This window comes from Bordetella tumulicola (genome assembly GCF_965138755.1).
Lineage (GTDB): Bacteria > Pseudomonadota > Gammaproteobacteria > Burkholderiales > Burkholderiaceae_B > Bordetella_A > Bordetella_A tumulicola.
Map to the genome: position 1 here is coordinate 182,087 of NZ_CBCSFP010000003.1, position 26,143 is coordinate 208,229.

The window sequence follows — 26,143 nt, forward strand, 5'->3', positions numbered from 1 at the left end:
CAGGAAATGGTGCTATAGGACGGACGTTCGGCGTTCTTGCGCGAGGCTACGGCCGCCGCGCCGGACTAGCTCGCTTGCCAGTTACATCGCGCCGAACGAAAGTGCTGGATTGGCGTGCGACTTCCGCCACCTTGCGTCCAAGGTCGGAGGCCGGATGCTTGAGAAAACAGCAGGAATAGCCGACAGTAGGTCCGGGAGCTGGCGTCTTGACCAGTACGAGGCTTCCGGAACGCAGTTCACTTCGGAAGAGCTGCACGGGCAAGCAACTGATGCCGACACCCGCCGCCACCAGACCGGCCAACGCTTGAATATTGTTGCCACCATAGATGCGCTCAGGCTGCACACCCTCACTTTCCCAAAGCCGGCTACAAACAAGTGTGATGACCGAGTTCTCGGACTGTTCAATGACAGGCTTTGACGCAAGCTCGTGCAACGGGTGCGAAACGTCCGCGGCGAACATTCCCGGAGCGGCAAACCATCCGAACTTCACTTCGCCGACGCTGACCGTCAAGACGGCTTCCGATGCATGATGGTTGGGCAAAATGGTGAAGTCCAGGTCGCCGCACTCCAGTTTTTCCTGCAACGCCAGGGAAAAATCGATTTCGGGTTGAACGATGATCGACGGGTAGGAAGCCTTCATCCGCTTGAGGAAATCCGGGAACCACGTCAGGGCGACGACTTCAGTCAACCCGACTTTCAGCGTCCGCACGGGGGGATGACCGGAACGCTTCAACTGCTCAAGCGCCTGGAGTTGGTCAAAAAGATGTTCACACTCCATCTCGAGTTCCCGACCCAGTCGCGTCAAATGATTCTTGCGGCTTGCCCCTGCGAAAACCGGCCCCGCCACGGCTGCCTCGACCTCCTGCAGTCGCTTCGTGGCTGCGGACTGCGTGATGTGCAGCTTTTCGGCTGCTTTGTTCAGCGTGCCTAGCTTGGCCACCCAGTAGAACGCCTGCAATTGCTTAATCGTGAGCATGTCAACTCGCCTTGTGCGGCACGAGCGCCTTATTGAAATCGCAAGTCTTCCTGGCGAGGCCAGCAACGGCGGTATGGAATTCCGTCAAGGAGCCACCCCGCATAATCAACATGTAGTTCAGGCTCGGGGCGCCAATGGGAATCTTCACCTCTCGAAGCAAGCCGGAGTCCATGTTCTGGGCAGCGACTGCACGCGGCAAGCTCGCGATCCCCAAGCCTGCGGCGCAAATTCCGGCGAGAGCGGCAAGGCTGTCACTCTGTATTGAATTGGCCAGCTTGACGCCGCGCTCTAGCAGCCAGTTCTCGATCTGAGTGCCGCCTCCCTGTGCGCGGCCTTGCAGCAGCAGGGTCTGGCGTTCGAATTCTGTCAGTTTCAACAAACCTGGCAGCGGTGCATCCACGGCACAAAACCAGCCGCATCGGGCAACGCCAATCGGCACGCGGGCCATATTGTGCGTACGGACGGACTCCAGGACCACCGCGGCGTCCAGTAACCCATCCTGCATCAGCGCATGCAGATCAACCGATGACCCTACCTTCAAGTCCAGGCGTAGCCCCGGGTAGCGGGCCTTCAGTTTTGCAATGAAAGATCCAAGCCAGGTGACGGCGGATAACTCGGTCACCCCGAGCCGCAGCATGGGCGTGAACAGATTCGAGGCCTCGAAGCGTTCCGTCAAACGCATTCGTTGGCGCAGGATTATCCGCGCGTGCGACAACACCTCCTGGCCCTTCGTCGTCAATCTCGCTGAGCGTCGATCACGATTGAACAGCGGCTCTGGGAAGCCTTGCTCGAACTCGTGGATCAAACGTGAAATACCGGATTGCGAGGTACCGAGATTGTGTGCGGCTTTTTCGAAAGACCCCATGTCCGCAACGGCGACGAAGGCCTCGAGTTCGCGGAACGTGGTCATCCTAGGAAACACCCCAAGCTTTCAAACTCAAACGGGATTTTCCCACATCAACAAATATCTCTTTTCAGAATTTTTTGGCATGCGGACAATCCTGCGGCCACTGAAAGAGGCATTCTCCCGGATTTCCCGATACTAGCTGCCTGCTAGCTCACCCTGCCCAAGCAGATCGGCCACCCAGGTCTTTGTCCTGCCGAACGACTCGCGCATGTAGCCCACGGTCTCGTCGGGATTGAGCGGCGCGGAAATGGCGCCGAGCTGGCTGCGCAGCTTCGGCTGCACATCCGGCATCTGCACCACGTCGGCCAAATGTTTGCCGAGCACCTGCGCCTGCGCCTTGTCCATCCCCTTCGGTGCGACGATAACGAAAAAGTCATCGACCACCATACCCGGCACCGACTCGTTGACCGTTGGTATATCTGGGAACAACGGCGACCTCTCTGCGTTGGACACACCCAGGATCTTGACCTTTCCAGAATCAAGCGTCACACGAGTGCCAGCCAGATTCTCGAACTTCGCGTCGATGAAACCTCCCATCAGGTCCTGGTTCGCGGGCGCCGAGCCCTTGTAATGCACGATGGTGACGTCCAGATTTTCAGCTTTGACCAAATACGCGGCGGCAAGGTGACTCGACGATCCCTGCCCCACGGTCCCTATCGTGACTTTCCCGGGATTCGCGTGACAATACTGGACAAACTCGCGTACGTTGGAAATGGGCAGCTCATTGCGGGCCAGGAACAGGTAGGTATTCACAGTGAGCCTGGCCAACGGCGTGAAATCGGTCACGGGATCCAGCTTCTGGATGTCGGGATACACAGCAGGCGCGGTTACCAGCATGGACGAACTCAGGTAAAGCATCTTGCCGTCCGGGGCCTGGCGTTTCACATAATTGCTCGCAATCAGGCCACTGGCTCCGGGGCGTGCCTCAACGATGACCGTCTGGTTGATCTTCGCGCCTAGTTTGTCCGCCACAATGCGGGCCATCGCGTCCGCACCGCCTCCCGGGGGTCCCGGAATAACGATGCTGACAGGTGCCGAATTGGCGTGTACGCGCCCCACCGCCCCCGCCACCAGAACACCACCATAGCCCAGCTTCAAAATGCTGCGACGTGAAATCATTGCGTGCCCCTTTTTATTCATGAGTAGCGGCAGTCTATCGACACCACGAACGATAGAAAACTGAATTTTTTCCGACGAAAAAAATTCCAAATTGGTATGTATTGCTCGCGTTTACCCCTAGGTATTGGGCGAATAGCGACGAAAGCGATCCCTGCGTCTGGCGCGATGAACAGGCGACTCAGGTGGCGGCCGTGGCCGAGCGACTGATACGCGGCACCTGCGGTAGGCGTTGAGCCTCAGCGCACCTGCCCGCTCTCAGCGCTGCGCATTTTCAAATCGGTTGACGGTACGCAGCGCCGGGAACAGATAGCTCCACAGACCCACCACGACCAGCGTGCACAGGCCGCCAGCAATGGCGGCCGGTACGGCCCCCAGCAAGGCCGCGCTGGACCCGGCACGGAACTCGCCGAGCTCGTTGGACGAGCCGATGAACAGCATGTTGACCGAATTGACGCGCCCGCGCATCTCGTCGGGCGTCGCGAACTGCAGCAATGCGCCGCGCACATAGACGCTGACCATGTCGGCCGCGCCCGCCACGGCCAGCGCCAGGCATGACAGCCACATCCAGTGCGATAGCGCGAACACCAGATTGGCCACGCCGAACACCGCCACCGCCAACAGCATGCGCCGCCCCACTTTGGCGTTAAAGGGAAACATGCTCAGACACACGCCCGCGGCCACCTCGCCGGCCGCGATCGAGCTGCGCAGCAGGCCCAACCCCTGGGGACCCACATGCAGGACTTCTTGCGCGTAAATGGGCAACAGGGCCACCACTCCCCCCAGCAGCACGGCAAACAAATCGAGAGAAATCGTGCCCAGGATCATGGGGCGGCCGAAGATAAATCGGATGCCGATACCAAAGCGCTGCCAGATATTGGTGCTGACCGCCTGCGGTGCACCCGCCTGCCCCGCCCGGGATTCCGCGGGCAACACACGCACCTTCTGCAGCAACACGGCACCGCCGGCAAAGGCGACCAGGCAAATTGGGTAGGTAAGAAAGCTACCCCCAGCCGCGTACAGCAGGCCTCCCAGAAAGGGGGCGCCGATGGCAGCGCTACGCATCACCATGCTGTTGGTGGCAATGGCCTGGGGCAGTTGTTCCCGAGTCACTAACTGGGGCAACAGGCTTTGCATGGCTGGCCCGGAGAACGCGCGCGATGCGCCGAACAGCACGAGGACCGCATAAATGCTGGACACACCCGCGTGCCCATGGCCCGACAACCACCACAACAAGGCACTGCAAACCGCGCCGACACTCCAACTGGCGCTGAGGATGTGCTTGCGCGGCAGCCGATCGATCAGGTCGCCGGCCGGCAACAGCAGGAACAACATGGGCAGGAACTGGGCCAGGCCGACGTAGGCCAGGGCCATGGGTTCGCGCGTCAGGTCATATACCTGCCAGGCGACGACCACCGCCTGGATCTGCGTGGCTCCCACAGCCAGCACGCGGGCCAGCAGAAAGGCAATGAAGCCGGAAGGTTGACGGAACAAGGCAGAGAAATCGCCGGAAGACGAAGCAGGCATGAAGTCGGAAAAACCGGGCCGGGAAATCGGAACATTGCTCGCCACCGGCAACACCGGATCGGAAGCATGAAGGCGTATGCGCTATTGTGCCATTCTTATATAAGAGTGGCAGCCGACTAGCGCGCCGTGCGGTCATCCGCAGCTTCATCCTGAAGCCAGCGGCGCACCGCGGCGATGGCCGGCAGCCTGGGGCTGTCTGGTCGCCACACCAGATAATAAGCATGCACATCGGCAATGCTGATATCCCATAGACGTACCAACCGCCCGGCCGCCAGATCGTGGGCCACCAGCGAGCGGCGTGCCAACGCCACGCCGGCCCCATCCGTGACGGCTTGCAGCAGTGCATCGGTGTCGTCGAACTGCGGGGTATCGTCCGGTTCGACCATGTCCAGGCCCGCCGCCTGAAACCAGGGCTCCCAGGGTTGCCACGCATGCCGCAGCAAGATGCAGCGCGCCAGATCGCGCGGCGCGTGCAGGCGACGGCCGCGCCGGTAGGCGGGGCTGGCAACCGGGAACACCTCTTCATCCATCAGCCGTTCGCTTTTCAGGCCTGGCCACGCGCCGGGCCCATATCGCAACGCCAGGTCGATGCCATCGCGGCCGTTCAACCGGGCCAGCGCGTTGCTGGGACGCAGCTCGAGCTCGATGGACGGATGGGTCACCACAAAGCGCGGCACGCGCGGCGCCAGCCAGCGTTGCCCAAAGGCCGGCAACACACTCAACACCAGCCGCTGCGGCGGCGTCGCGGCGGCCGGCACCCGCGGGACAGAATCGGCACGGCCGAAAGCGCGCTCGAGCAGCGCTAGGCCTTGCCGCGCCTGCAAGGCCAGGGCCTGCGCGCGCGCCGTCGGCGCTACCCCCTGGTGTTCACGCGTGAACAATGACACTCCCAATGCCGATTCCAGCCGCCGGATGTGCTGACTGACGGCACCCTGGGTCAGCGCCAGTTCATCGGCCGCGCGCGTGAAGCTGCGCAGCCGCACGGCCGCCTCGAAGGCGCGCAGCGTTTGCAAGGGAGGAAGGTGTCGATCGGCCATGATTCCCCCATTAATATCACTAATACCCAGCCCTCACAAATCATGGTTTGCGGCAAGCTGTGCCACGCCCCTAGACTGGCCACATGACCTACCGACTTTTCTATTCGCCCGGCGCCTGCTCCATGGCGGCGCACATCGCCCTGCAGGAAGTGCAGGCCCCCTTTACACTGGAGCTCGTCGATCTGTCAGCGCGCGCCCACTATCGCCCGGAATACCTGGCCATCAACCCCAAGGCGCGTGTGCCGGCGCTGGGCATCGCGGGTCAGCCGCGTGTGTTGACCGAACTGCCCGCTATCCTGATGTATGTGGCGCAACAGCATCCAACAGCCGAGCTGCTGCCGACGGACGATCCGCTCGCCACCGCCCGTTGCCAGGAATGGCTGAACTGGCTGTCGGGCTGGGTGCACAGCGCCGGCTTTGGTGCCATCTGGCGGCCGGAACGGTTCAGCAACGACGCCTCGGATTACGATCGCATCCGCGCCCAAGGCCGGCGCACAGTCATCGACGCGTACGGAGCCATCGACAAGCAACTGGCCGACGGCAGGCGTTGGGCGCTCGCCGGCGGCTATTCGGTGGTCGATCCGTTCTTGCTGGTGCTGTACCGCTGGGGCAACCGGATCGGGCTGGACATGCACGCCGATTATCCGGCCTGGAGCGCCATCAGTGCGGCGCTAGTCGAGCGGCCGGCCGTGCAGGCCGTGTTGCGGGCCGAGGCGGTGTCGCTGGACGGCTGACCGGTTAATCCTGTTCGGTATACTAACAAGCTGACATAGTATGTCGGTGCAACTAGCGAGGTGACCACCACCTAGCTTCACAAAGGCCCAGACTTCAGTTTGGGCCTTTGTTTTGGCATCGCCGTTTCGGATAAGCAGTATGGAAATATAGGCAATGGACATCGCATTAATCCTGTTGGTGGTCGTCGCGGCATGGCAGGTGCTGCGCATACGTTACCAGCGCACGCACGTTGCTTTACTAGGACACCATTTGGCCAGCTTGCAACTTGAGCGCCACATGGAAACCCTGACGCAGGGCTACGCCCGCGCCATCAGCGAGAAAGAAGAAACACGCCAACTCCAAGTTCTGGAAACCTTTGCACAAACCGAACGCGCTGTGGCGGGGCAAATACAGTCGCTGGCCAGCGCCATGCAAAAGGAAACCCTGCCGGCCACCAGTATGGGTGTGTTGACCTTCTGTATTCCTTATGTGGAACGTTTTGCTCCCGCTCTGACGCGAGATTTTCGTGAGTTGCTGCACATCCATGCGACCGGTCTGCGCCATGTCGTGGACAACGAAAGCCATTGGGATCCCAAGACCCGCGCTTACCACCTCTCGGCAGAGTTATATCTACTGCAACATAGCTGCCACTGGTTCTGCAAATCCCGCGCCGTGGCCGATGCACGTCTGATGCTGCGGCATCAGGTCAATCATCAGAAGGTCCTGGATTCAGTGTCTGCCGTGACCCGTTCAGCGTATCTGCGATGGCAGGGTATCGATAAACGCTAAATCCCATTGTTGTTTCCTTGAACGCGTCATCCCTGCTGCCCTCACGCCATTTTTCTGATACCGTCATTGGCTAGTTTTTTTTGGAAATAAGACAACAATGAGCAAGGAATCTGTGCCGGCGTCTGCCGGTTGGCTATTGGACGATTTCAGTATCGGCGATATATTTTTCGCGTCGCCCACGACTCAGTTCCGCGCACGCGGAGGTGCCGACACACTGACGGCCTATCAACCCGCCACGCGCGACGCCGTGCAGGCATTGTTTGCACGCGCTGCACAACACAATATTACGGACGCGGTGATGTTCGGACTGGTTCCGTTCGACTCCGCCAATCCCGCCAGCCTGACGATTCCCGCACGCTATCAACAGGCTCTCGTTCCCGAACGCCAGGCGCCGCAGGATACGCCCGCCTCGGGCCAACGCCGTGACGCCGCAGCGGATACGCAGCGTCCCAAGGTCATGAGCCGCAAGCCCGTGCCCGCCCCGGAAGTCTACGGCGACATGGTGCGCAAGGCCCTGGACTTGTTCGCACAAGGCGATGTCAAGAAAATCGTGCTGTCGCGCGCAATGGACGTCGTTCTGGATCGGCCGATCGATTACGAGCGGCTATTGCCCGACCTGCTGGCTCGCAATGCGCACGGCTATACCTTTGCCGTTCCCGCGTGGGGCCTGACGGCTACGTCATCACATCAGGCTGACGACGCGGCACACACGTCCGACACGGCGGCCCCCGCACCGAGCGGGACCATGGTCGGCGCAAGTCCCGAGCTACTGGTACGCCGAGAGGGCAACCGTATTTATGTAAATCCGCTAGCCGGCTCCATCGGTCGCCATTCCGATCCAGACGTGGATCGTGCGCGTAAAGAAGGCCTGGCGATTTCAGAGAAGGATCTGCGCGAACACAGCTATGTCGTCAACGACATTGTGCGCATCTTGCGTACCTACTGTGATGAGCTCGACGTACCTGATGGTCCCTCCGTCATTGGCACAGATGCCTTGTGGCATCTATCGACGTACATCACTGGCACGCTGCGTGACCCCGAGGTCACCGCACTGGATCTATCGTGCGCCCTGCACCCGACGCCGGCCATTTGCGGTCATCCGACCGACCTGGCGTTTGGCCATATCCGCGATCTGGAACAGTTCGAGCGTGAGTATTTCGCCGGATTGGTGGGCTGGCAACGCGCCAACGGCGATGGGGAATGGGCGCTGAGCCTGCGCTGTGCCCTGCAAACGGGTGATCGCAACCTGCGCTTGTACGCCGGTGCAGGTACTGTCGCCGGCTCGGACCCCGACAGCGAGATCGCCGAAACGGCCACCAAGATGGAAACCTTCATGCGGGCCATCAGCTAGCCACCGCGTGGCCACGCCGGCCCGGCGGTCATCGCCGGGCCGCGCGCAACGTCAGTTGACGCTCAAGTTCAGCCGTTTGATCAGCGGCTCCCAGCGTTTGAGTTCGTCGTCCATATATTTGTCGAACGCCTCGGGGCCGTCTGCGGCGGGCTCCATAAACTGGTTCTTCAGACGCTCTTGCACCGTGGGCGTTTTGATCGCCTCGGTCAATGCGCTCACCAGCTTGCCCTTGATATCCGCGGGAATGCCTGCGGGTGCCACGAAACCGATCCACGCCGACCCCTCGATACCCGGCACGCCCAGCTCTTCGATCGTCGCCGTATCCGGCAGAAAGCTCATCCGTTCTTTCGAGACGACTGCCAGCGCACGCAGGCGACCGTCCTTGATCATGGGCATGACGGAAATCGGAGGCAGTGCCGCAAAGTCCGTATCGCCCGACAACAACGATGTCACCGCCGCCGGCGAGGACGAGTAAGGAACATGCACCGCCTTGCCCCCCGTACGCTCGAGCAGCAACTCAACCGACAAATGCGAAACCGTACCCGCCCCCGTCGAGGGGAAGTTGTAAGGCTTGTCCTGAGACTTCATGGCCTTGAGCAAGTCGTCGAATGACTTGATCGGCGAGTCACCCGGCACGACCAGAATGTTGTGCTGGTGCACGCCCAAGGTCAACGGATCGATGTCTTTCTTCGGATCGTACGGCAGGTCGCTATACAACACCGTGTTATTGACCATCGGACCGGTGATCGACACCCCGAACGTATAGCCATCGGGTGTGGCCTTGGCGATCGCCGCCGTGCCGAGGTTGCCACTGGCACCGGGTTTGTTTTGCACCACGATGGGCTGGCCCAGCGTCGTGCTGGCCTGCTCCACCACCACCCGCACCATCGTGTCAGGGCTCGAGCCCGGGCCAAACGGGACAATCACCGTCAAAGGTTTGGTCGGCCAATCAGCCGCCTGTGCGACACTGGCCAGTGCGGTCAATGGCAAAACGGCAACCAAGGCCGTCCGTAAAAATTTACGCATAACGCTGTCTCTCCGTGCTGTTGTTCTGAAGTCTCGACTGTCGCCGAGTTTAACTCGCCCGGACAGCGACGGATGCGCCGAGATGATCGACACATCCGCCCGGTGGCCTATCCCTCATATCCTCATGCGGCCAGCGGCGGCTTGCGCAAATGCCACGTTGTCGCTTTCTGGTAGGCGTGCCCCAACTGCAACAACAGGGCTTCACTATACGGACGCCCGATCAACTGAAAGCCCACCGGCAACGCAACAGACTCGCCATCCGGTACACATGCGCCGCCTGGCAGCGATAGCGACGGTACGCCCAGGTAGTTAAGGGGGCGTGTAAGACGCGTCAAGTCCCCGCGCAAACGGCTCGACTCATCGCTGATCGTGTCGAAAACGTCGACGCACGGTGTCTGCGAAGGAAACACGGGCGCCAGCAATACGTCAACATCCGCCATAACCGTATGCGCAAACCGCTGCAGCAGGGGGCCACGCATGGCGGCTGCCCGCAAATACAGCGATGCCGGGATCTGCGTACCCTCTTGCAATCTGGCCCGGGTGAACGCCCCCAACATCGTCGCGGCGTCTTCGGACATCACACTTTCGTATAACGACGTCGCCTCGGCGCGTATCATCAAAATGGCCAGCTCGTTCAAGGCATCGTAAGGAAAATCGGGAACCTCCCGAATCTCGACGCCCAGCGTGCGGAACGATTCCAGACTTTGCGCAACCACCGCCTGTATTCGGGGATCCAGACCATCGGAGAAATACCCCTGTGGCACACCAATACGGCGCCCACGGATTGAGGCGTCCAGCCGATCAATATAGCGATCGTTTCGCGGCGCACCTACGCTGCCGGCATCTGCAATGTCGTAGCCGGCAATGGCTTGCAGCATAAGAGCGCAATCCCGCGCACTACGTGCGATGGGACCCAAATGATCCAGCGAGGAACTCAGGCTCATGGCTCCGGCGCGACTAACCAGGCCATAGGTCGGCTTCAGCCCTGTCACTCCACACAACGCCGCCGGAATACGAATGGAGCCCCCGGTATCACTGCCCAGCGCGCCGTCTACGGCCCCTGCGGCGACCATCGCCGCTGAACCGCTGGAGGATCCTCCGGGAATGCGATGAACCGACCACGGGTTACGGCAATGACCGGCCATTTCGTTGGCCCCGGACGGATCGAATGCCAGTTCCGTCATCTGCAAACGCGCCAAATGGAGGGCGCCCGCCTCATCGAAACGACGCAATACCGTGGCGTCGGACGTGGCCTTGAGCTGGGCGGATTGCCCCAACCCGTAACCCACGTGGTATCCGGTACGATGTACCAAGTCTTTGTGGGCCAAGGGCATGCCGCCCAGCAACCCCAGCGCATCGCCGGCAGCCAGACGCTGGTCCAATTGCCTGGCTTGCCCCATTGCGAACTCGCGCAACAGCTCCACACATGCGTTCGTTGCCGTATTGGCTTGTGCCAACCGCGTTAACGAAACCTCTGCGAGATCTTGCACGCTGATCGCACGTGTCGCGAGTCCTTCGCGCTTTTCCCACCAGTCCTGCCAACCTGGCTCAGCCAACGATGTCTCGTCTGCATTGCCATCGTTTGACTCGGTATGTGCCGTCGCATGCAATGCCTCAGCCATCGAAGTCGGCATCAGACCAAGGTCTGTGCCGGCTTGTGCTGTCAGGCGTTCGGCCACGCCATGCCATTTCACAATGATTTCGCTACGGCCGTCTGAAAAATTGCCCACCACCCTCTCCTGTGAACGCGCTGATCGAAACGTGAAAAATTCGGAAAATCACAACTTCGGGATGTTGCCCTCGGTAATGATCTCGTTCCACTTCTTCAGCTCGCCCACAATGAATTCCTGGGCTTGATCATGCGTGCCGGGCAACGTCTGGGCACCGCGTTCGGCGGCATAACGCTTCATATCGTCTTCGACCAAAATCGTGTTCAGCGTCTTGTTCAGAGAGTCGGCGATGTCGTCTGGACTACCTGCTGGGGCACCCAGAAAGAACCAGGCGGACACATCAAATCCCTCCAGGCCATACGGCTTGCCGACTTCCGATAATGTCGGCAATTCGGGAAACAGTGGCGAACGTGTCGTGCCGGTTACCGCCAGGGCACGCAAACTGCCTGCTTTAACGTGCGGCGCCGACGATGGCATGTCGTCGAACAGCACGTCCACGTGCCCGCCGAGCAATGCGTTGACGGCAGGACCGCTACCCGAGAACGGCACGTGTTCCATCTTGGTACCCGCTTTAAGATTGAACATCTCGCCGGCCAAGTGAATGGTGGTGCCCGCACCCGAGGATGCGTAGGTCGCCGCATCGCTCTTGCCGTGCTTCACCAGATCGCCAATCGATTGAATCGATGAGTCCTTGTTCACCACGACGATTTGAGGGCTCGCCGCGATCAAGCCGATGGGTGTGAAATCTTTTACCGGGTCGTAGCCCACGTTCTTATACAAGTTGGGCGCAACACCGTGCGAGGCAACCGTGCCGAGATAAAGCGTATAGCCATCGGGCTTTGCGCGGCCCGCGTAGGCAGTGCCGATATTCCCGCCCGCGCCGGGCTTGTTTTCAACGACAAACGACTGCTTGTAGTGGTCACCGAGCTTTTGCGCCAGCTTGCGAGCCAGCACGTCCGTCGCGCCGCCGGGGGCAAAGGCCACCACGATAGTCACCGGACGTTGCGGGTAAGTCGTCTCAGCCAACGCAGGGACTGCAGCGCTCAAACCCGCCACCATGGCGGTCAAGCTCATCAACGACTTGATACTGCGGTGATTCCACATTTCAAACTCCCTTGATAGATGCCGTGAACAAATAACTTGTAAAGTAAACGCACGTACTCACGACGCGTAGCGCCGTACGCGCTACGACGTCACCTGAAAATCACGCATACTTCCCGATCAATCCACCGTCGACGACCAGCTCAGTGCCGGTGATATAACTCGCCTCGTCCGACGCGAGAAAAGCCACCGCATTGGCGACTTCCCAAGGGGTGCCCATGCGCCCTATCGGCACTTGTCGATCGCGTGCGGCTTTGGCGGCCTCGAAATCGTCCGGCGAAAACATGCGGGCCACATTGGTGCGCACCCGTGGCGTATCGATCAAGCCGGGTACCACGGTGTTCGCGCGAATACCCTGCCCTGCGTATTGCTGCGCGATCATGCGGGCAAACTGAATGACGGCGGCTTTGGTCACGTTGTACGCCAGGTGCGGATAGCCCAAATAGCGCAGGCCGGCGACCGACGATACGGTCACGATCGCGCCCCCACCCTGCTTGCTCATGATGGGCAAGATCAAACGACTGGCGATAAGCAGGCTGTCGACGTTCACTTTCTGGATACGTTCCCAGTCGGCCAATGCGATATCTTCGGGGCCACCGACTTTGCCTATGCCTGCATTGGCTTGCAGGACATCGATCCTGCCGTACTCGGCCATCACGGCCTGTACGGCTTGCTCCATGGCGTCGGGGTCGGCCACGTCAGCTTGCACGGCCAGACCCCGTGCGCCCAACGACTGCACCGTGGCCAATGCATCGCGGGCGGCATCGAGGTTGTTATCCAGGACACACACGGTTGCGCCGTGACGTGCCAACACGGCGCAACTGGCCTTGCCTATGCTCCAACCGGGACCACTGGATCCGCCACCCGAGACCAGGGCAATCTTGCCGGCCAGTCGCGTGCTGGCTGCAGGCAATACGGCCTGTAGCTCGTTCATGTTGCTGCTCATGCGGCGTTCCCCAATCCCACGGTCATGCCGCCGCATACGTACAGAACCTGCCCGGTAATGAATCCCGCCCGGTCATCCAGAAACGACGCCACGCCGTGCGCCACATCGGCTGGCGTGCCCATTCGCCGTACGGGAATGCTTGCCCGAATTTTTTCGGTTTGAGGCGCTCCCGGCGGGTTGACTCGCTCGAACAACTCCGTTGCGATCGGGCCAGGCCCAATAGCATTCACGGTAATACCGTCGCCGCCCATTTCCAGCGCCCAAGTTCTTGTCATGCCCAATAAGCCGGCCTTGGTCGCGGCATAGACCGTGCGCTCCGTTTTGCCCAGCGCCGCACGACTCGAAATATTGACGACGCGGCCAAACTGGCTGCGACGCATCCCGGGCAACAATGCCTGCATCAGCACCATCGGGGTCTGGATATTCAGCGCCATGACGAACGCCAGGTCGTCCGGCGTCGCATCCTCCAGCAAAGCCGGACGGACAGTTCCCGCGTTGTTTACCAAACGCAAAATATCGCGTTCGGCCGTTAATGCGGCGGCGGCCTGACGAGTGGCATCGACATCACCGAGATCGACGGTAATGTGGGTTTCGCCGGGCAAACATTCGACGGGGGCCTTCAAGTCGAAATTCACGACGTCATAGCCGTCTTGCAACAAACGCTCGATCACGGCGCGACCTATGCCTGCACTGCCGCCGGTCACGAGTACCGTACGCGATGCATGTTGTGTGGCGTCAGAAGCTGCCATGATCATTTCTCCTGCGGATGATGATCCGACTTGCCCGCGCCGACATAGGGAATCTCACGATCAATCGTTTCCCAGATAAAGCGACCCGTAGGACATTGCTGCTCTTCGGCAATATGCGACACCAGACCGGCCGCACGCGAAATGACGGCAAAGCCGCGCATCAAATTGGTAGGAATACCGATTTCGCCCAGCAGCGCGGCGACAGCGCCCGTGGCATTGATCGTGATGTGCCGTCCATAAACGCTATCGACCGTACGCGCGAGCAATTCCAACGCGGCCACCCACTTGCCGTCGAGATCGGACTCGGCACGCGCCAGTTCCAGTAGTTTGAGTGCGCGAGGATCATCCGGCTTGTGCAAATGATGGCCAAATCCGGGCAGCGGCTTCTTGGCATCGCGATACCCCTGCACGATCGTGCGCGCCTCGGCCTCGATATCTTCGGCCTTGAGCAGACGGTCGAGCAACACGGAGCAGTTTTCCATCGTGCCGACGAAACTGCTGCCTACAGCCATCAGGCCCGAGGCGACGGCGCCTTGCAAATTTTCCGGTGCACTCATGTACACCACGCGTGTGGCAATCGCGCTGGGCGTAAAGCCATGCTCCATCAAGGTGATCAACACCGCGTCGACAATGCGCAGATCCACGGGGCGCGCATCTCGTCCGACGATTTGCGAAAACATCACTTCCGAAAAAGTCTTTTTACCAATCAGGTCTTCGACCAGATCCGCATCGCGGTAAGACATGCCCTCGAGGTGATGGGCACATAGACGGGTCACTGGGCGGTTCATGCGATCTCCTTGGTAACGGAATCCCGGACAACATTTTTAAGGACCTTGCCCACCGACGAACGCGGCAGACTGTCCATGAAATGAATACGTTTCGGTGTCTGCACCGGGCCAAGCCTGTCCCGGACAAACATCATTAAATCCTGCGCATCGGTAGTAGCGCCTGGGTGCAACTGCACAGCGGCCTGCACGGCCTCTCCCCACTTGTCGTCGGGGATGCCAAACACGGCGCACTCGTAGACTGCCGGATGCTGCGCCAGCGCGTTCTCGACATCAATGGGATAGACATTGAATCCCCCCGTGATGACAACGTCGCGCAAACGGTCTTTGATATACAAGTAGCCGCGCTCATCGACCACCCCCACGTCGCCAGTATGCAACCAGCCATCGACCAGCGTTTCGGCGGTTTTCTCAGGCAGGCGCCAATACCCTGTCATGACGAGATCGCCACGAACGACGACTTCGCCGGCCTGCCCAGCCGGCTGAATCCGACCATCGCGATCCATGATGGCGAACTCGGAGAACCACGTCACGCAACCAACTGACCCCAGATTCGCCGGATCCTCGAAGTCGGCCGGCGTGATGGCCGTGACGATCTGCGGCGATTCCGTCTGACCGTAGGTAGACCCCACCACCGGACCAAAGAACGCACGCACCTGCTCGAATTTCTCGATGGGCATGGGTGCGCCACCGTAAATCAGATTTCGCAGTTTGGGAAAATCCGCACGCGAAACACCGGGTTGCGCCATGATCATATAGATCAGCGTAGGTGGCATAAACGATAGCGTCCCGCCACGCTCGCGAAATGCCTCTGTAATCGTGGCGGGTGACGACGTATCCAGAAAAACGTGCGTGCCGCCCTGTGCCAGCACAGGCATCAGGTACGTCGAGGTACCATGCGTGATCGGTGCGGCGACCACGTAACGATCCTCGCTCGTCAATCCCCACGCATGGATCTGATTGACGATACCGGCCGTCCAGGCGCGGTACGGCTGCATCACGCCTTTGGGCAGACCTGTCGTGCCACCGGTGAATTTAATTGCCTGCGTCGCATCCGTACCTGGCTCGCAACGTACGGGGCTGCGACCCTCATAGGCGCGCAACAGACTGGCAAGCGCGTGCTCGCCAGTCTGGGCTTCCAAACGGATATGCGTCGTCTGCCCGAAATCCATCAAGGCATCTCCGGTGCTATCGGTCACTACGATGCTTGGCTCGGTTGCGCCCAGAATACGCGCGATCTCCGGCTTGGTACTACGGTAGTTCAACGGTACCCAGATTTTTCCTGAGGCGATCACAGCGAGCAGCGCGACGACATGCTGCGCCGTATTTCCCGCACAAATGGCAACCCGGCTTTGTGGCGTCGGGTCCAACGCCTGCAATGCAGTGGCTAACGCCAGCGATTCGCGTCGCAACCGCTCATAGGTCCATGTGCCTTGCGGGGTATCGAGCGCAATGCGGTCACGAAAACGAGCGGCAGCCCGCAGGAAAAAATCTATTGGGTACACAAACTACTCCTGACTGGGTTATTGCACTTTGAGGCCGGCCGCGGTCACGACTTTGCCCCATTTTTCGATTTCGCTGTCGATGAATTTTCCGAGCGCCGCGGGAGTATTGGGCTGGGGGGGCATCACGAATCCAGCCTTTTCATAGGACGTTTTCAATTCATCGCCAGACAAGCTCTTGTTAATCGCAGCATTCAGCTTTTCGACAATGGCGGGTGGCGTGCCAACAGGCGCCATCAATCCAAACCAGGACTGCACGGAAAACCCTTCCAGCCCCGATTCGGCTAACGTCGGCGCATCAGGCAGAAAGGGCGCACGCTCCGGCGACGTCACGCCCAATGCGCGCAGCTTACCCGCCTGGATGTGCGGCAAAGAAGACGGCAGGTTGTCGAACATCGAGTTCACCTGCCCGCCCAGCAGATCCGCGACGGCCGGGCCGCTGCCGCGATATGGCACATGCAAAATGTCAGTGCCGGTATCCATTTTGAAGAGCTCGCATGACAGGTGAATGGACGAGCCGCTGCCGGACGAGGCGCAGGTCAGCTTGCCGGGGTGACTCTTGGCATAGGCGATGTACTCTTGCACCGACTTGACGGGCAGTTCCGGATTCACCACCAGGACATTGGGAATCGTGGTCAGCAACACCACTGGCGTGAAGTCTTTCTTGAAGTCGTAGTTCAATTTTTCGTACAAGGTACGATTGATCGTATTCGCAATCGATCCCACATACAGTGTGTATCCGTCGGGCTTGGCGCGGGAAACCACCTCGGCGCCAATATTGGCGTTGGCGCCCGGACGGTTTTCGACCACGACGGGTTGGCCCAACGAGTCCGACACAGACTTGGCAACCAGACGAGCCACGATGTCCGTCGCCCCCCCTGCCGCGTAACCGACCACAAAGGTAATCGGGCGTGTCGGATAGGCGTCCGCCGCCTGAGCGGTCGATCCCAAGCCAAACCCTGCCAATCCGATGGTCAAACATCCGGCAAAACGTCGCATAGCAATATGCATTTCAGTCTCCAATGTGTATGTTCATTATTTGGACAATATAATTTTGTCCTGTGCGGTATATGATCACCATCACTGCTTATATAGCAAAGCTCCTATGTCCGAATAATGAACAAAAAACCCAAAAACAGTAGCCAAGGCGCCAGCACGCTGAGACGGGGCCTGCATATTTTTGCGGCACTGCGGCGCGCGCCAGACGGTCTGGATATCAACGGCATCGCCCGTGCACTGGAGATGCAGCGCACTAGCGTGTACCGCTACGTTTCCGTATTGATCGAAGAGGGTTATGCCATTCGCGATTCGCAGACAGGTCTTTATCGTGCGGTCCTGGTCTCCCCCGAATTGGCGGACGAGCAAACGCTTTCCATCGCACAACTGGCACCGGCCATGCGTCGTATCAGCGACCAGACGGGAGACTCGTCATTTCTAATCTGTCGGGTCGGGTCCGACTCGTTGTGCCTGCACCGGGAAATCGGCAACTACCCCCTGCAAGTCCTGTCCGTGACCATCGGCCATCGCCAACCGCTGGGTGTGGGCGCGGCCGGCCTGGCGCTGTTGGCCGCCTTGCCAGCCGACGAGGCGGAGGCAGTAATCCGGCAAAATCAGGAGACGCTCCGATCGTATGGCAACATGACCGCGGCACATATGCGACTGCTCGTTGAGGCCTCGCGCGACCGTGGCTGGGCCACGATAGGCAACACTGCCGTGTCGGGCGCCCTGGGGGTGGGTGTCGCGCTGCGGGATCGTTCCGGTTACCCCCGCCTGGCCATCAGCGTCTCGTGCATTCTTGACCGGATGCCGGCCGCACGCCAGCGCTCGATCGCCGATCTCATCCGCCGCGAGATTGGCGAGGCGGCTTAGCTAGCAGTCGGCGAGTACCGCTCGCAAACGCAGAACGGCGTCGCCTGCCGCGTCGACGTTCGCAAAGTTGGCAAACCCCATCAGCAAACCCGTTTGCGTAGATCGACGTATCCGCCAATCGCTCAGCGCGGCAATCGCGAGCCCGCTGGCCTCGGCCGCCGCGGCGATGCGTTTATCGTTTTGCGCACGCTTCAGATGCGCCAACACCTGGATGCCGCCCGCCTGTGGTTCGACGTGCAGTTCACTGCCCAACGTTTGGGTCAGCGCATCGACCAGATAGGCACGCCTTTCGGCATAGAGCGAACGCATTTTACGTAGATGCCGGGCAAAATATCCTTGCGCCATAAAATCGGCGACCATCGCCTGGGGCAAAATCGAACCCGCGCCCGGCGTGTGCTCCACGCTGTCCCGAAAGCGCCTCACCTGCGACACCGGCACCACGAGATAGGCTAATCGCAATCCTGGAAACAGGACCTTGCTGAAGGTCCCGGTGTACAGCACCCGATCGTCTCGATCCAGGCTTTTCAAGGCGGGCAGGGGTTTGCCGTGATAGCGAAACTCGCTGTCGTAATCGTCCTCGATAATCCATGCCTGGCGGTCGCTCGCCCACTCCAGCAGCGCGAGTCGGCGGGGCAACGACAGCGCCATGCCCATCGGGCTTTGATGGGTCGGCGTCACGACCGCAAAACGCGCGTCGGCGACCTGCCGCTTGCCGGCATCGACGCACAACCCTTCCTCATCAACCGGTACAGGCGAGAGGCGCAAACCGGCACGCAGTAAAAATTGCCGCGCGTAGAGATAACCCGGATCCTCGAACCACCCTGCATCCCCGGCGTTCAGCAGGGTGCGACAGACCAGAGCCAGCGCTCCCCGATAGCCCGTCGTCACAAACACCTGCTCATGCGAACAAGCAATACCGCGTGAAATACCCAAATAGGTAGCAATCGCGCACCGCAATGGATCGTAGCCGGCGGGGTCCGGAGCGGTCATGGCCGTCGTCGTCAACGTGCGCAGGCTGCGGCCCGCCAGACGAGCCCATGTTTTACGCGGGAATGCGTCCAATGCGGGCAACCCCAACTTGAACGGCGCCTCATCGCCCGTGATACCGGGCGGGCGAGGTTGCACCGGGACAGTTGGCACGGCAGCGAACCCATGCGATCCAGTCAATGGGCCCAAATGCGGCGACACCACGGTCCCCGCGGCGCCTCGCGCCACAAAATAGCCCTCGCTGACCAGCATCTGATACGCCGCTTCGACGGTACCGCGCGCCAGATTCAACTCACTCGCCAAACTGCGCACAGAGGGCACTCGCCCCCCGGGAAGAATCCGACCCGCCTCGATGGCCTCTCGAAAGCGCTCATACAGTTGCAAATAAATCGGCGAGCCATGCTCCCGACTCGGCCTCAGACGTTGCAAGTCCATCAGAGATGTCCTATTAATTTATACAAATCTTGCACCTACCCCATGGGACATGATTTTCCTAAATTACAGGGTATGCCACAAGGAAATCCCATGACCTCTTTTGAACTACGCCCGATCGACAGCGAACAGGACTTGCAAGCCTGCTTTCCGGTAATGCAGGAACTGCGCCCGCATCTCACCGATCTCACCACCTTTATTGCGCAAGTGCGCCGTCAGGCCGACCAGGGATATCGCCTGCTGGCCGCATGGCAAGATGACCAGGCACTAGGCTTGGCCGGTTATCGTCTGCAGGAAAACCTGATTTATGGCCGGTTCCTCTACGTCGATGATCTGGTCACCACTGCCCAGGCACGGGGCCATGGGGTAGGAGAGGCGCTGATCAAGGCCTTACGCAACACCGCAAAGCAGCGCGACTGCGCGCACTTCGTCCTGGATACCGGGTTGGCCAATGACTTGGCGCAACGCTTTTATTTTCGTCAGGGGCTGCTGTCCAAAGGACTGCATTTCTGTCAGCCCCTATCGCGATGACCTCGGCCGTACAGGCCACCGTCTTTATCATTTCATACTGGAAATCATCATGAGCATTCTGCGTCTCCCCTACTGGAGCCTTTCTCCCGAAGCCTACCAAGGGTTCATGTCCACCAAAAAATCCTTACAAAAAAGCAGCCTGGGACAACCATTGATCGATCTGGTCTGGCTGCGTATGTCGCAGATCAACGGCTGCGCGTTTTGCCTGGAAATGCATACCAAATCGCTGCGTACGGACGGTGTCGCTGATGCCAAACTGGATAGCCTGGCAGGATGGCGTGTCAGCGAACGCTTTACCGAGCGAGAGCGCGCTGCATTGGCATGGACCGAAGCCCTGACCCATGTCGACCAAACCCACGCGCCGGATGAGGACTTCGAACCGCTGAAAGCTCACTTCAGCGACGCTGACATCTCGGACCTGACCTTTGCCATTGCACTCATGAGCGCGTTCAATCGCTTGGCCATCGGGATGCGCCAATGAACGTTCTGCATATCGATTGCAGTCCCAGGACAACGTCCTACAGCCGCCAGCTTTCCGCCGCCATGGTGACGCGGCTGATATCGAATCATCCTGGCGCACAAATCACCCGTCGGGACCTCGGTCACGAACCTGTCCCACATACCGACTCGGATTACGCGACGGCCCTGTCCACCGCTGATGCGCTGGCCAGCGGTCTAGCAAATGGAGCCACGCAGAGATCAGAGCAATTGATTCAAGAACTGGAAAGCGCCCACGCGCTGGTCATCGGCACGCCGATGAACAACTTCACGGTCCCCTCGACACTCAAGGCCTGGATCGACCAAATCGTACGAGTCGGTCGTACCTTTGCGCCGTCGCCGAATGGAGAGAAAATCGGCTTGCTGCAAGACCGGCCCGTCTATATCGGCATCGCCTCGGGAGGCTTTTTCACCGGTGAGAAAGCCAAGCAACCTGATTTTCTGACGCCTTATCTCGCTGCTATCCTGGGGTGCGTAGGCATAAAAAAACTGCAATTCCTGGCGCTGCAAGGCACGGCATTCCTGGACCCGTCACAATTGGCCACGCAGCAAGGAATCCTGCTCGACACGTTGCGCACAGGAGTTTGAAGAGACGTAGTGGTCTTTCCAGAGCAAGGTTGTTACTCTCCTCCGACGGCTCGAATAGCCATACAAGGTGGAGGATGGCGGTGCAACAGACCGAAGTGGGCAAGGCAACGTCATCGACCTCATTTTGGGTCGCCATCTCTCCTGCCCTCTTCCTGCTGCTTTGGTCGAGTGGATTCGTATTCCTGAAAGCCGGATTGCAATACGCCGATCCGCTGACATTCCTGGCGTTGCGCTACGCCTGTGTCGTCGGGCTTCTCGTATTGGCTTGCCTCTGGCGCCGACCAAGCTTTCGCCTGCAACGCCAAGAATGGGTCAGCCTGATCGTCACCGGGTTGCTCATCCAGGCCGGCTATTTCGCCTTTACCTACCTCAGTCTGAAACTCGGCGCGTCTGCCGGAACGATTGCCTTGATCACCTCGCAACAGCCCATCCTGATCGGACTGCTCGTCCCCTTTGTCGCCAACGAGAGCGTGGGGCTACGCAGATGGATCGGCCTGATCCTGGGCGTCACTGGCGCCATCATCGTGATTGCCTCCACATCCTCGATCGCGACAACATCCATGGCAGGGCTGGGATTCGCCTTGCTAGCGTTGCTCAGCCTGACGGGCGGCACGCTATGGGAAAAACGTTTTGGCACAAAAGCCGACGTGCTGACTATGAACATGGTCCAGTACAGCGTGGGACTGCTCGTCACGGCCCCACTCGCTTTTTGGCTCGAACCGATGCACATTGAATGGCGTCCGGGTCTGTTTGGCTCGCTGGCTTACTTGGTCTTATGCAACTCGCTGCTGGCGATTACCCTACTGCTGGCCATGATCCGGCGCGGCGAAGCCTCCCGGGTTTCCGCCCTGTTTTTCCTGGTGCCTCCCATGACGGCCATCATTGCCTTTGTCGTACTGCAGGAAACACTCCCCGCGCTGGCGATTCCGGGCATGTGCCTGGCCGCGGCAGGGATCTATCTGGTGATGCGACGAGATCGTCGCGGTAGTCCTACAAAGTAGTAACCGGTGAATTGCAACCCCAAAACCCAGGGGAATTTTCAACGCTAAATAGGAACGTCCGATGGCAGGGCATCGATAAAGGCTAAAGACGGGTAGACTGGAAATCCACGTCGAACAGCCAACGCAACCCGATGGGCGAACGCAGAATGCGAGCACCCTGATGCCGCATCCCGGGCACCACCTGGAATACATGGGTAGAGGGCACACCACCATACAATCGCGCCAGATGATCACGATAGGCCAGACAGCGGTCTAGTCTGTCGCGCCCCTGCAGCATGGCCGCAGGGCTACGATCCAGGTGCTGGTCATCGGGGTCGTTATCATGCTCCCCAACCAGATACACCACCTCTTTAGCGGCATACTCACGGCGAATCTCCAACGCTCCGATGCCGCTGACGTAGGCATTGGCCTGCCGCAGTCCATACTTATAGTGGTCATACCCAGGACAGCGTAAAACCGTGTGCCGGCATGGGCGACCATACCCGGCGACCGGCCCGAAACCGCGCCGCGTGTCATCCAGGTATAAATAAGAAGACGGTCCAACCACTATATGGCGCAGCGCGACGCCTTGTGCTCTCGCGTGTGCAGCGCTGCGGCTAGCCGCAGCGTAGCGCTGCACAAACTGCGCACCCGCCGAATGCCCGACGATGACGATTTGCGCCAGGCGCGGAAAGCAATCGCGGTGCAAGAGCCGTTGGATCATGGTATCGACGACAGCAAATGCGCTCACCCCACCACCATTGCGAGACAAGTCGCCCTGCTTCCACGCCTGTGACGCCCAGGCGAGCGTGTCCGCGCCCAGCCCGCGCATGCGAACTTCCTTGCGTGTGAAAAACTGCGGAGCCATCAGATAAGTCTCGGCCCGCACATCCGCCCCCGCCCGTCGCGCCGCGCGAGCGAGAGCCTTCCAATATCGATGCCCATCCCGCTCGATGCCATGCACCACCAGCACCGCGCGACGTGCGTCGGGCTGAATCTCGTCCAGCGAGCTGTCGCTGATATATACACCAGCCAGGCCGTCGCGCAGCCACAAGCGGCGCAAATGCCCGACATCAGAAACATGTTGCAGAGTCAAATCGTGTTGTCCCATCGTGGCGCAGCGGTCCGATAGCCCGTGAGTTCTCGTCGTTGTAACACGCGCGACGCGCGACATCGGTGCACTTACCTGCTTTTAATCTTGTGCTTTTCTATTTCTCAATTACGCCGCGCGCCGCGTTGCTACTGTAGAACGCTCCAAGTGCTTTCAGAGAAACTTCATGCACAACCTCGACTTGCACCAGCGACTATTGCGTTGCAAAACTGCGTACACGACCCGTCACATTGACTTGTCGGAAGCGGCTGACCTGAACACCACCACGACGCCCCGCGCCGGGGATCTCGTGCTCGCCGAAGTCCGCAAGATCGGCCATCACAAGGCCCTGGAATTGCGCGATGGCCGACGTGCCAGCCTGTTCGTCGGGGACGAGATTGTGGTGGCCTACGGTCATCGCTATGCCCCGGATCAGTTCGAGGCGGAAATACGCGGCGACCTCGAGCCTTGCGACCTGGTTGCAGCGGGTGGCCTCGCGTCCAACGTGCTCTCGCGCAGCGAGAAAACTGGTGTCGCCACGCGCATTGCGCCAATTGGATTACTGACGAACCGCCAGGGGAAAGTATTCAACGTGGCTGACGCCGCCCTACCCCCTTTACGCGCAGCCAAAAGCGCCCGTGTATACGCAGTGATTGGCTCATCGATGAACGCTGGCAAGACCACCACCGCGGTAAGCCTTATTCGTGGCTTCATCGCCGCAGGCTACCGTGTCGGCTCCGCCAAGGTGACGGGTACAGGAGCGGGCGGCGACGTCTGGCGGATGATGGACGCTGGCGCGCGACCAGCACTGGACTTCACGTCCGCAGGCGTCGTCTCGACGTACAAAGTGGACCGCGATCAGTTGCTGCGCATCTTCTCCACACTAACCAGTCACGCCATGAATTCTGGCATTGATGTCCTGGTGCTAGAAGTGGCCGACGGACTGTATCAACAAGAAACCGCGGCACTGCTGCAATCGCGCGAGTTCCAGGACCTCGTCGATGGCGTCTTCTTCGCTGCGCGAGACGCGCTGGGCGCGAAGGCAGGCGTAGACTGGCTGACCCGCCAGCGACTGCGGGTCGTCGCGCTTAGCGGCATCATCACCATCGCGCCGCTTGCCATCCAAGAAGCCACCGAAGCGGTCGGGCTGCCGGTACTCGGTTGCAACGAACTCATGGATCCCGTCACGCTGGAGGAGCTAACCAGCACGGAACTGGCACGGGTGGTCAATCAGTGACGGCCCGCGCGCCGCTTCCTCCGATCCTGGCAGGTAGCCGGCGCGGCCTGATGGCCCGCTTACTCGTCAACGGGATCGTGCAGGCAGCTGCCATGGCGGGTATTGCCCTGGCTACGCGGCGGGGCTTTGACGGTCTGCCGCTCTCCGCCGGCGCGTCACAATGGGTACTGGCTCATGCCGCGGCCGTGGCCGCGCTCGGCTTGGCGTTGATGTGGCTACGCACGGCCGAGCGCACTACCGCAGAGCGATTGGGCCAAAGCTACCTGACAGCGATGCGCCTGCGGCTATTCGATCACGTGAACAACCTGTCCAGCCGCGTCCTTCAAAAGCGTGCGCAGGGCATCATGATGGTTCGTTTCGTTGCCGATCTCAACGCACTCAACGACTGGGCCAGCCGCGGATTGGCCCGACTCGTCGTCTCGACTATCACTATCGTGTCGGCACTGGCATTATTAGCCTGGCTGGACTGGGTCATCGCGGCCTGCGTGGGCGTGGTGGTCGCGGCGGCCTTGGCGCTGTTGGTCGCAACGGGCGCCCCACTGTACCGGCGCGTGCGCGAATTGCGCCGCATACGCGGTCGCCTGGCCGCCAATCTCGGAGAAAAGTTGGGAGCTCTCTCGCCCGTGCGTGTATTTGGACGCACGCGAGGCGAGCGCTCTCGGTTGAAAAAACAGAGCCGGCAGTTGGCCGAAGCCGCCGTATCGCAAACGCGTCTAGCCGCCCTATTGCGCGCGGTGCCGGATGCCGTTTCTACCCTGCTGACTGCCCTGGTGCTCATCACCGGCCTGCTGCAAACGGAAAGAGCCGGCACGGGTACCTTGTTGGCTGCGATCCTCGTGGTCAACCTGCTCGATTCACCCTTACGCGACCTGGGCCGCATCTTTGTCTTCTGGCAGAATTACCGCGCCGCCCGAGACGTCCTCGGCAGTTTCTTGCGACTACCCACCCTGGCACATGACCCCCAACTCCCGCCGCTCGCTCCCGGCCCTGGCCGCCTGGAACTGGAGGACATCTCAGTGGGCCATGTGCTTGAACACGTCAACGCCGAAGCACCTGCTGGCGCGCTGATTGCCATCACAGGCGACAGCGGGTCGGGCAAATCAACGCTGCTGGCTCTAGCTGCCCGCATGTTCGATCCGGATCAAGGCGTCGTGCGCCTGGATGGACAGCCTCTGAATAAACATGAGCTCACGTCCACCCGACAGGCGATAGGGACCATTTCTCCCGACCTACCCCTGCTGCGCGGCTCGATCCGGCGCAATCTAACCTACCGCGCACCCTCAGCTACCGATGCCGAAATCACCCACACTCTGCGACTATGCGGACTGCAGGAAACTATCGCAGCGCTACCGCGCGGTCTAGCCAGCCGGATCGCAGAACGCGGCGCAGATCTCCCCGCAGCCCTGCGGCAACGCTTGGTCATCGCACGGGCCATCATGGGCAATCCGCGCCTGCTGCTGATCGATGACGCCGACGCCATGTTCGACGCCGTGCGCGCCGACACTTTGGCACAGGTGCTGCGCCGCGGCGGTCCCACCATCCTGGTGGTCACGAGCGATCCGCAATGGCTAGCGACCGCCGACGCGGTTTGGCAATTGCGATCGGGCAACCTACAAATTCATAAAAATACGAAACAACTGCTCGCATCAAGAAATGAGTGCTCGGTGATAAATCTGTAAAAGAACGCCCACTGCGATGCACAACCGGCCGGTCCCGTGCACAGATCGTTTATGTC

Annotated in this window: 25 protein-coding genes; 10 read left to right on the top strand and 15 right to left on the bottom strand. The window is 60.2% G+C overall.

The features are described from left to right. Positions 1-46 precede the first annotated feature (46 nt). From ACNAZS_RS11110 to ACNAZS_RS11130, 5 genes are all read right to left on the bottom strand, one after another. Positions 47-976, bottom strand: coding sequence for a LysR family transcriptional regulator (locus tag ACNAZS_RS11110; RefSeq protein ID WP_415789220.1), 930 nt, complete (start codon positions 974-976; stop codon positions 47-49). Between the two features lies 1 nt (position 977). After that, entirely contained in the window at positions 978-1,886 is a 909-nt protein-coding gene (locus tag ACNAZS_RS11115) for a LysR family transcriptional regulator (RefSeq protein WP_415789222.1), read from the bottom strand. A gap of 132 nt (positions 1,887-2,018) precedes the next feature. Continuing rightward, on the bottom strand, positions 2,019-3,002 hold the full coding sequence (locus ACNAZS_RS11120) for a Bug family tripartite tricarboxylate transporter substrate binding protein (protein ID WP_415789224.1): 984 nt from the start codon (positions 3,000-3,002) through the stop codon (positions 2,019-2,021). A 255-nt stretch (positions 3,003-3,257) separates the two neighbouring features. After that, positions 3,258-4,526 (bottom strand): MFS transporter, encoded by a 1,269-nt coding sequence (locus tag ACNAZS_RS11125; protein WP_415789648.1) that lies wholly within the window; start codon positions 4,524-4,526, stop codon positions 3,258-3,260. 116 nt (positions 4,527-4,642) lie between these two features. Beyond that, positions 4,643-5,563, bottom strand: a complete 921-nt coding sequence (locus ACNAZS_RS11130; RefSeq protein ID WP_415789226.1) for a LysR substrate-binding domain-containing protein — start codon at positions 5,561-5,563, stop codon at positions 4,643-4,645. Between the two features lie 83 nt (positions 5,564-5,646). Between ACNAZS_RS11130 and ACNAZS_RS11135 the strand changes: the two genes are divergently transcribed. The 3 genes from ACNAZS_RS11135 (at position 5,647) to ACNAZS_RS11145 (ending at position 8,417) form a co-directional block, all read left to right on the top strand. Beyond that, positions 5,647-6,297, top strand: coding sequence for a glutathione S-transferase family protein (locus ACNAZS_RS11135; RefSeq protein ID WP_415789228.1), 651 nt, complete (start codon positions 5,647-5,649; stop codon positions 6,295-6,297). Between the two features lie 154 nt (positions 6,298-6,451). Continuing rightward, positions 6,452-7,066, top strand: coding sequence for a hypothetical protein (locus ACNAZS_RS11140; RefSeq protein WP_415789230.1), 615 nt, complete (start codon positions 6,452-6,454; stop codon positions 7,064-7,066). Positions 7,067-7,163: 97 nt separating this feature from the next. Further along, positions 7,164-8,417 carry a chorismate-binding protein gene (locus ACNAZS_RS11145; RefSeq protein WP_415789232.1) on the top strand — a complete coding sequence of 418 codons (1,254 nt, stop codon included), beginning with the start codon at positions 7,164-7,166 and terminating at the stop codon, positions 8,415-8,417. 51 nt (positions 8,418-8,468) lie between these two features. Here ACNAZS_RS11145 and ACNAZS_RS11150 read toward each other — a convergent pair whose 3' ends face one another. The 8 genes from ACNAZS_RS11150 to ACNAZS_RS11185 all read right to left on the bottom strand — a co-directional run bounded on the left by ACNAZS_RS11150 (position 8,469) and on the right by ACNAZS_RS11185 (position 17,207). Next, complete coding sequence (locus ACNAZS_RS11150; RefSeq protein ID WP_415789234.1) at positions 8,469-9,443, bottom strand: Bug family tripartite tricarboxylate transporter substrate binding protein; 975 nt, start codon at positions 9,441-9,443, stop codon at positions 8,469-8,471. A gap of 122 nt (positions 9,444-9,565) precedes the next feature. Then, positions 9,566-11,173: an amidase gene (locus ACNAZS_RS11155; RefSeq protein ID WP_415789236.1), complete on the bottom strand. Its 1,608-nt coding sequence runs from the start codon at positions 11,171-11,173 to the stop codon at positions 9,566-9,568. A gap of 48 nt (positions 11,174-11,221) precedes the next feature. After that, complete coding sequence (locus ACNAZS_RS11160) at positions 11,222-12,217, bottom strand: Bug family tripartite tricarboxylate transporter substrate binding protein (protein WP_415789238.1); 996 nt, start codon at positions 12,215-12,217, stop codon at positions 11,222-11,224. A 100-nt stretch (positions 12,218-12,317) separates the two neighbouring features. After that, entirely contained in the window at positions 12,318-13,160 is an 843-nt protein-coding gene (locus tag ACNAZS_RS11165; RefSeq protein WP_415789240.1) for an SDR family NAD(P)-dependent oxidoreductase, read from the bottom strand. Then, positions 13,157-13,909, bottom strand: a complete 753-nt coding sequence (locus tag ACNAZS_RS11170; RefSeq protein WP_415789242.1) for an SDR family oxidoreductase — start codon at positions 13,907-13,909, stop codon at positions 13,157-13,159. The genes ACNAZS_RS11165 and ACNAZS_RS11170 overlap by 4 nt, the downstream gene beginning before the upstream one ends. Positions 13,910-13,911: 2 nt before the next feature. Continuing rightward, complete coding sequence (locus ACNAZS_RS11175) at positions 13,912-14,697, bottom strand: citryl-CoA lyase (RefSeq protein WP_415789244.1); 786 nt, start codon at positions 14,695-14,697, stop codon at positions 13,912-13,914. Then, on the bottom strand, positions 14,694-16,199 hold the full coding sequence (locus ACNAZS_RS11180; RefSeq protein WP_415789246.1) for a class I adenylate-forming enzyme family protein: 1,506 nt from the start codon (positions 16,197-16,199) through the stop codon (positions 14,694-14,696). The genes ACNAZS_RS11175 and ACNAZS_RS11180 overlap by 4 nt, the downstream gene beginning before the upstream one ends. A gap of 18 nt (positions 16,200-16,217) precedes the next feature. Continuing rightward, a complete protein-coding gene (locus ACNAZS_RS11185; RefSeq protein ID WP_415789248.1) occupies positions 16,218-17,207 on the bottom strand; it encodes a Bug family tripartite tricarboxylate transporter substrate binding protein in 990 nt (329 codons plus the stop codon). A gap of 105 nt (positions 17,208-17,312) precedes the next feature. On the opposite strand from ACNAZS_RS11185, the gene ACNAZS_RS11190 reads away from it, so the two are divergent. Beyond that, complete coding sequence (locus ACNAZS_RS11190; RefSeq protein WP_415789250.1) at positions 17,313-18,065, top strand: IclR family transcriptional regulator; 753 nt, start codon at positions 17,313-17,315, stop codon at positions 18,063-18,065. Here the strand turns inward: ACNAZS_RS11190 and pdxR are convergent, their stop codons facing one another. Then, positions 18,066-19,487, bottom strand: coding sequence for a MocR-like pyridoxine biosynthesis transcription factor PdxR (gene pdxR / locus ACNAZS_RS11195; RefSeq protein WP_415789252.1), 1,422 nt, complete (start codon positions 19,485-19,487; stop codon positions 18,066-18,068). It abuts the gene before it with no gap. A 90-nt stretch (positions 19,488-19,577) separates the two neighbouring features. Here pdxR and ACNAZS_RS11200 point away from each other — a divergent pair, with 90 nt between their 5' ends. The 4 genes from ACNAZS_RS11200 to ACNAZS_RS11215 all read left to right on the top strand — a co-directional run bounded on the left by ACNAZS_RS11200 (position 19,578) and on the right by ACNAZS_RS11215 (position 22,102). After that, entirely contained in the window at positions 19,578-20,015 is a 438-nt protein-coding gene (locus ACNAZS_RS11200) for a GNAT family N-acetyltransferase (RefSeq protein WP_415789254.1), read from the top strand. Positions 20,016-20,064: 49 nt separating this feature from the next. After that, complete coding sequence (locus ACNAZS_RS11205) at positions 20,065-20,496, top strand: carboxymuconolactone decarboxylase family protein (protein ID WP_415789256.1); 432 nt, start codon at positions 20,065-20,067, stop codon at positions 20,494-20,496. Then, positions 20,493-21,101, top strand: a complete 609-nt coding sequence (locus tag ACNAZS_RS11210; protein WP_415789258.1) for an FMN-dependent NADH-azoreductase — start codon at positions 20,493-20,495, stop codon at positions 21,099-21,101. The genes ACNAZS_RS11205 and ACNAZS_RS11210 overlap by 4 nt, the downstream gene beginning before the upstream one ends. An 80-nt stretch (positions 21,102-21,181) precedes the next feature. Then, positions 21,182-22,102 carry a DMT family transporter gene (locus ACNAZS_RS11215; RefSeq protein WP_415789260.1) on the top strand — a complete coding sequence of 307 codons (921 nt, stop codon included), beginning with the start codon at positions 21,182-21,184 and terminating at the stop codon, positions 22,100-22,102. Between the two features lie 82 nt (positions 22,103-22,184). Here the strand turns inward: ACNAZS_RS11215 and ACNAZS_RS11220 are convergent, their stop codons facing one another. Then, positions 22,185-23,177: a hypothetical protein gene (locus tag ACNAZS_RS11220; protein WP_415789262.1), complete on the bottom strand. Its 993-nt coding sequence runs from the start codon at positions 23,175-23,177 to the stop codon at positions 22,185-22,187. 181 nt (positions 23,178-23,358) lie between these two features. Between ACNAZS_RS11220 and ACNAZS_RS11225 the strand changes: the two genes are divergently transcribed. After that, positions 23,359-24,408, top strand: coding sequence for a DUF1611 domain-containing protein (locus ACNAZS_RS11225; protein WP_415789264.1), 1,050 nt, complete (start codon positions 23,359-23,361; stop codon positions 24,406-24,408). Between the two features lie 50 nt (positions 24,409-24,458). Further along, entirely contained in the window at positions 24,459-26,087 is a 1,629-nt protein-coding gene (locus tag ACNAZS_RS11230) for an ATP-binding cassette domain-containing protein (protein WP_415789266.1), read from the top strand. The last annotated feature ends 56 nt before the right edge of the window (positions 26,088-26,143 follow it).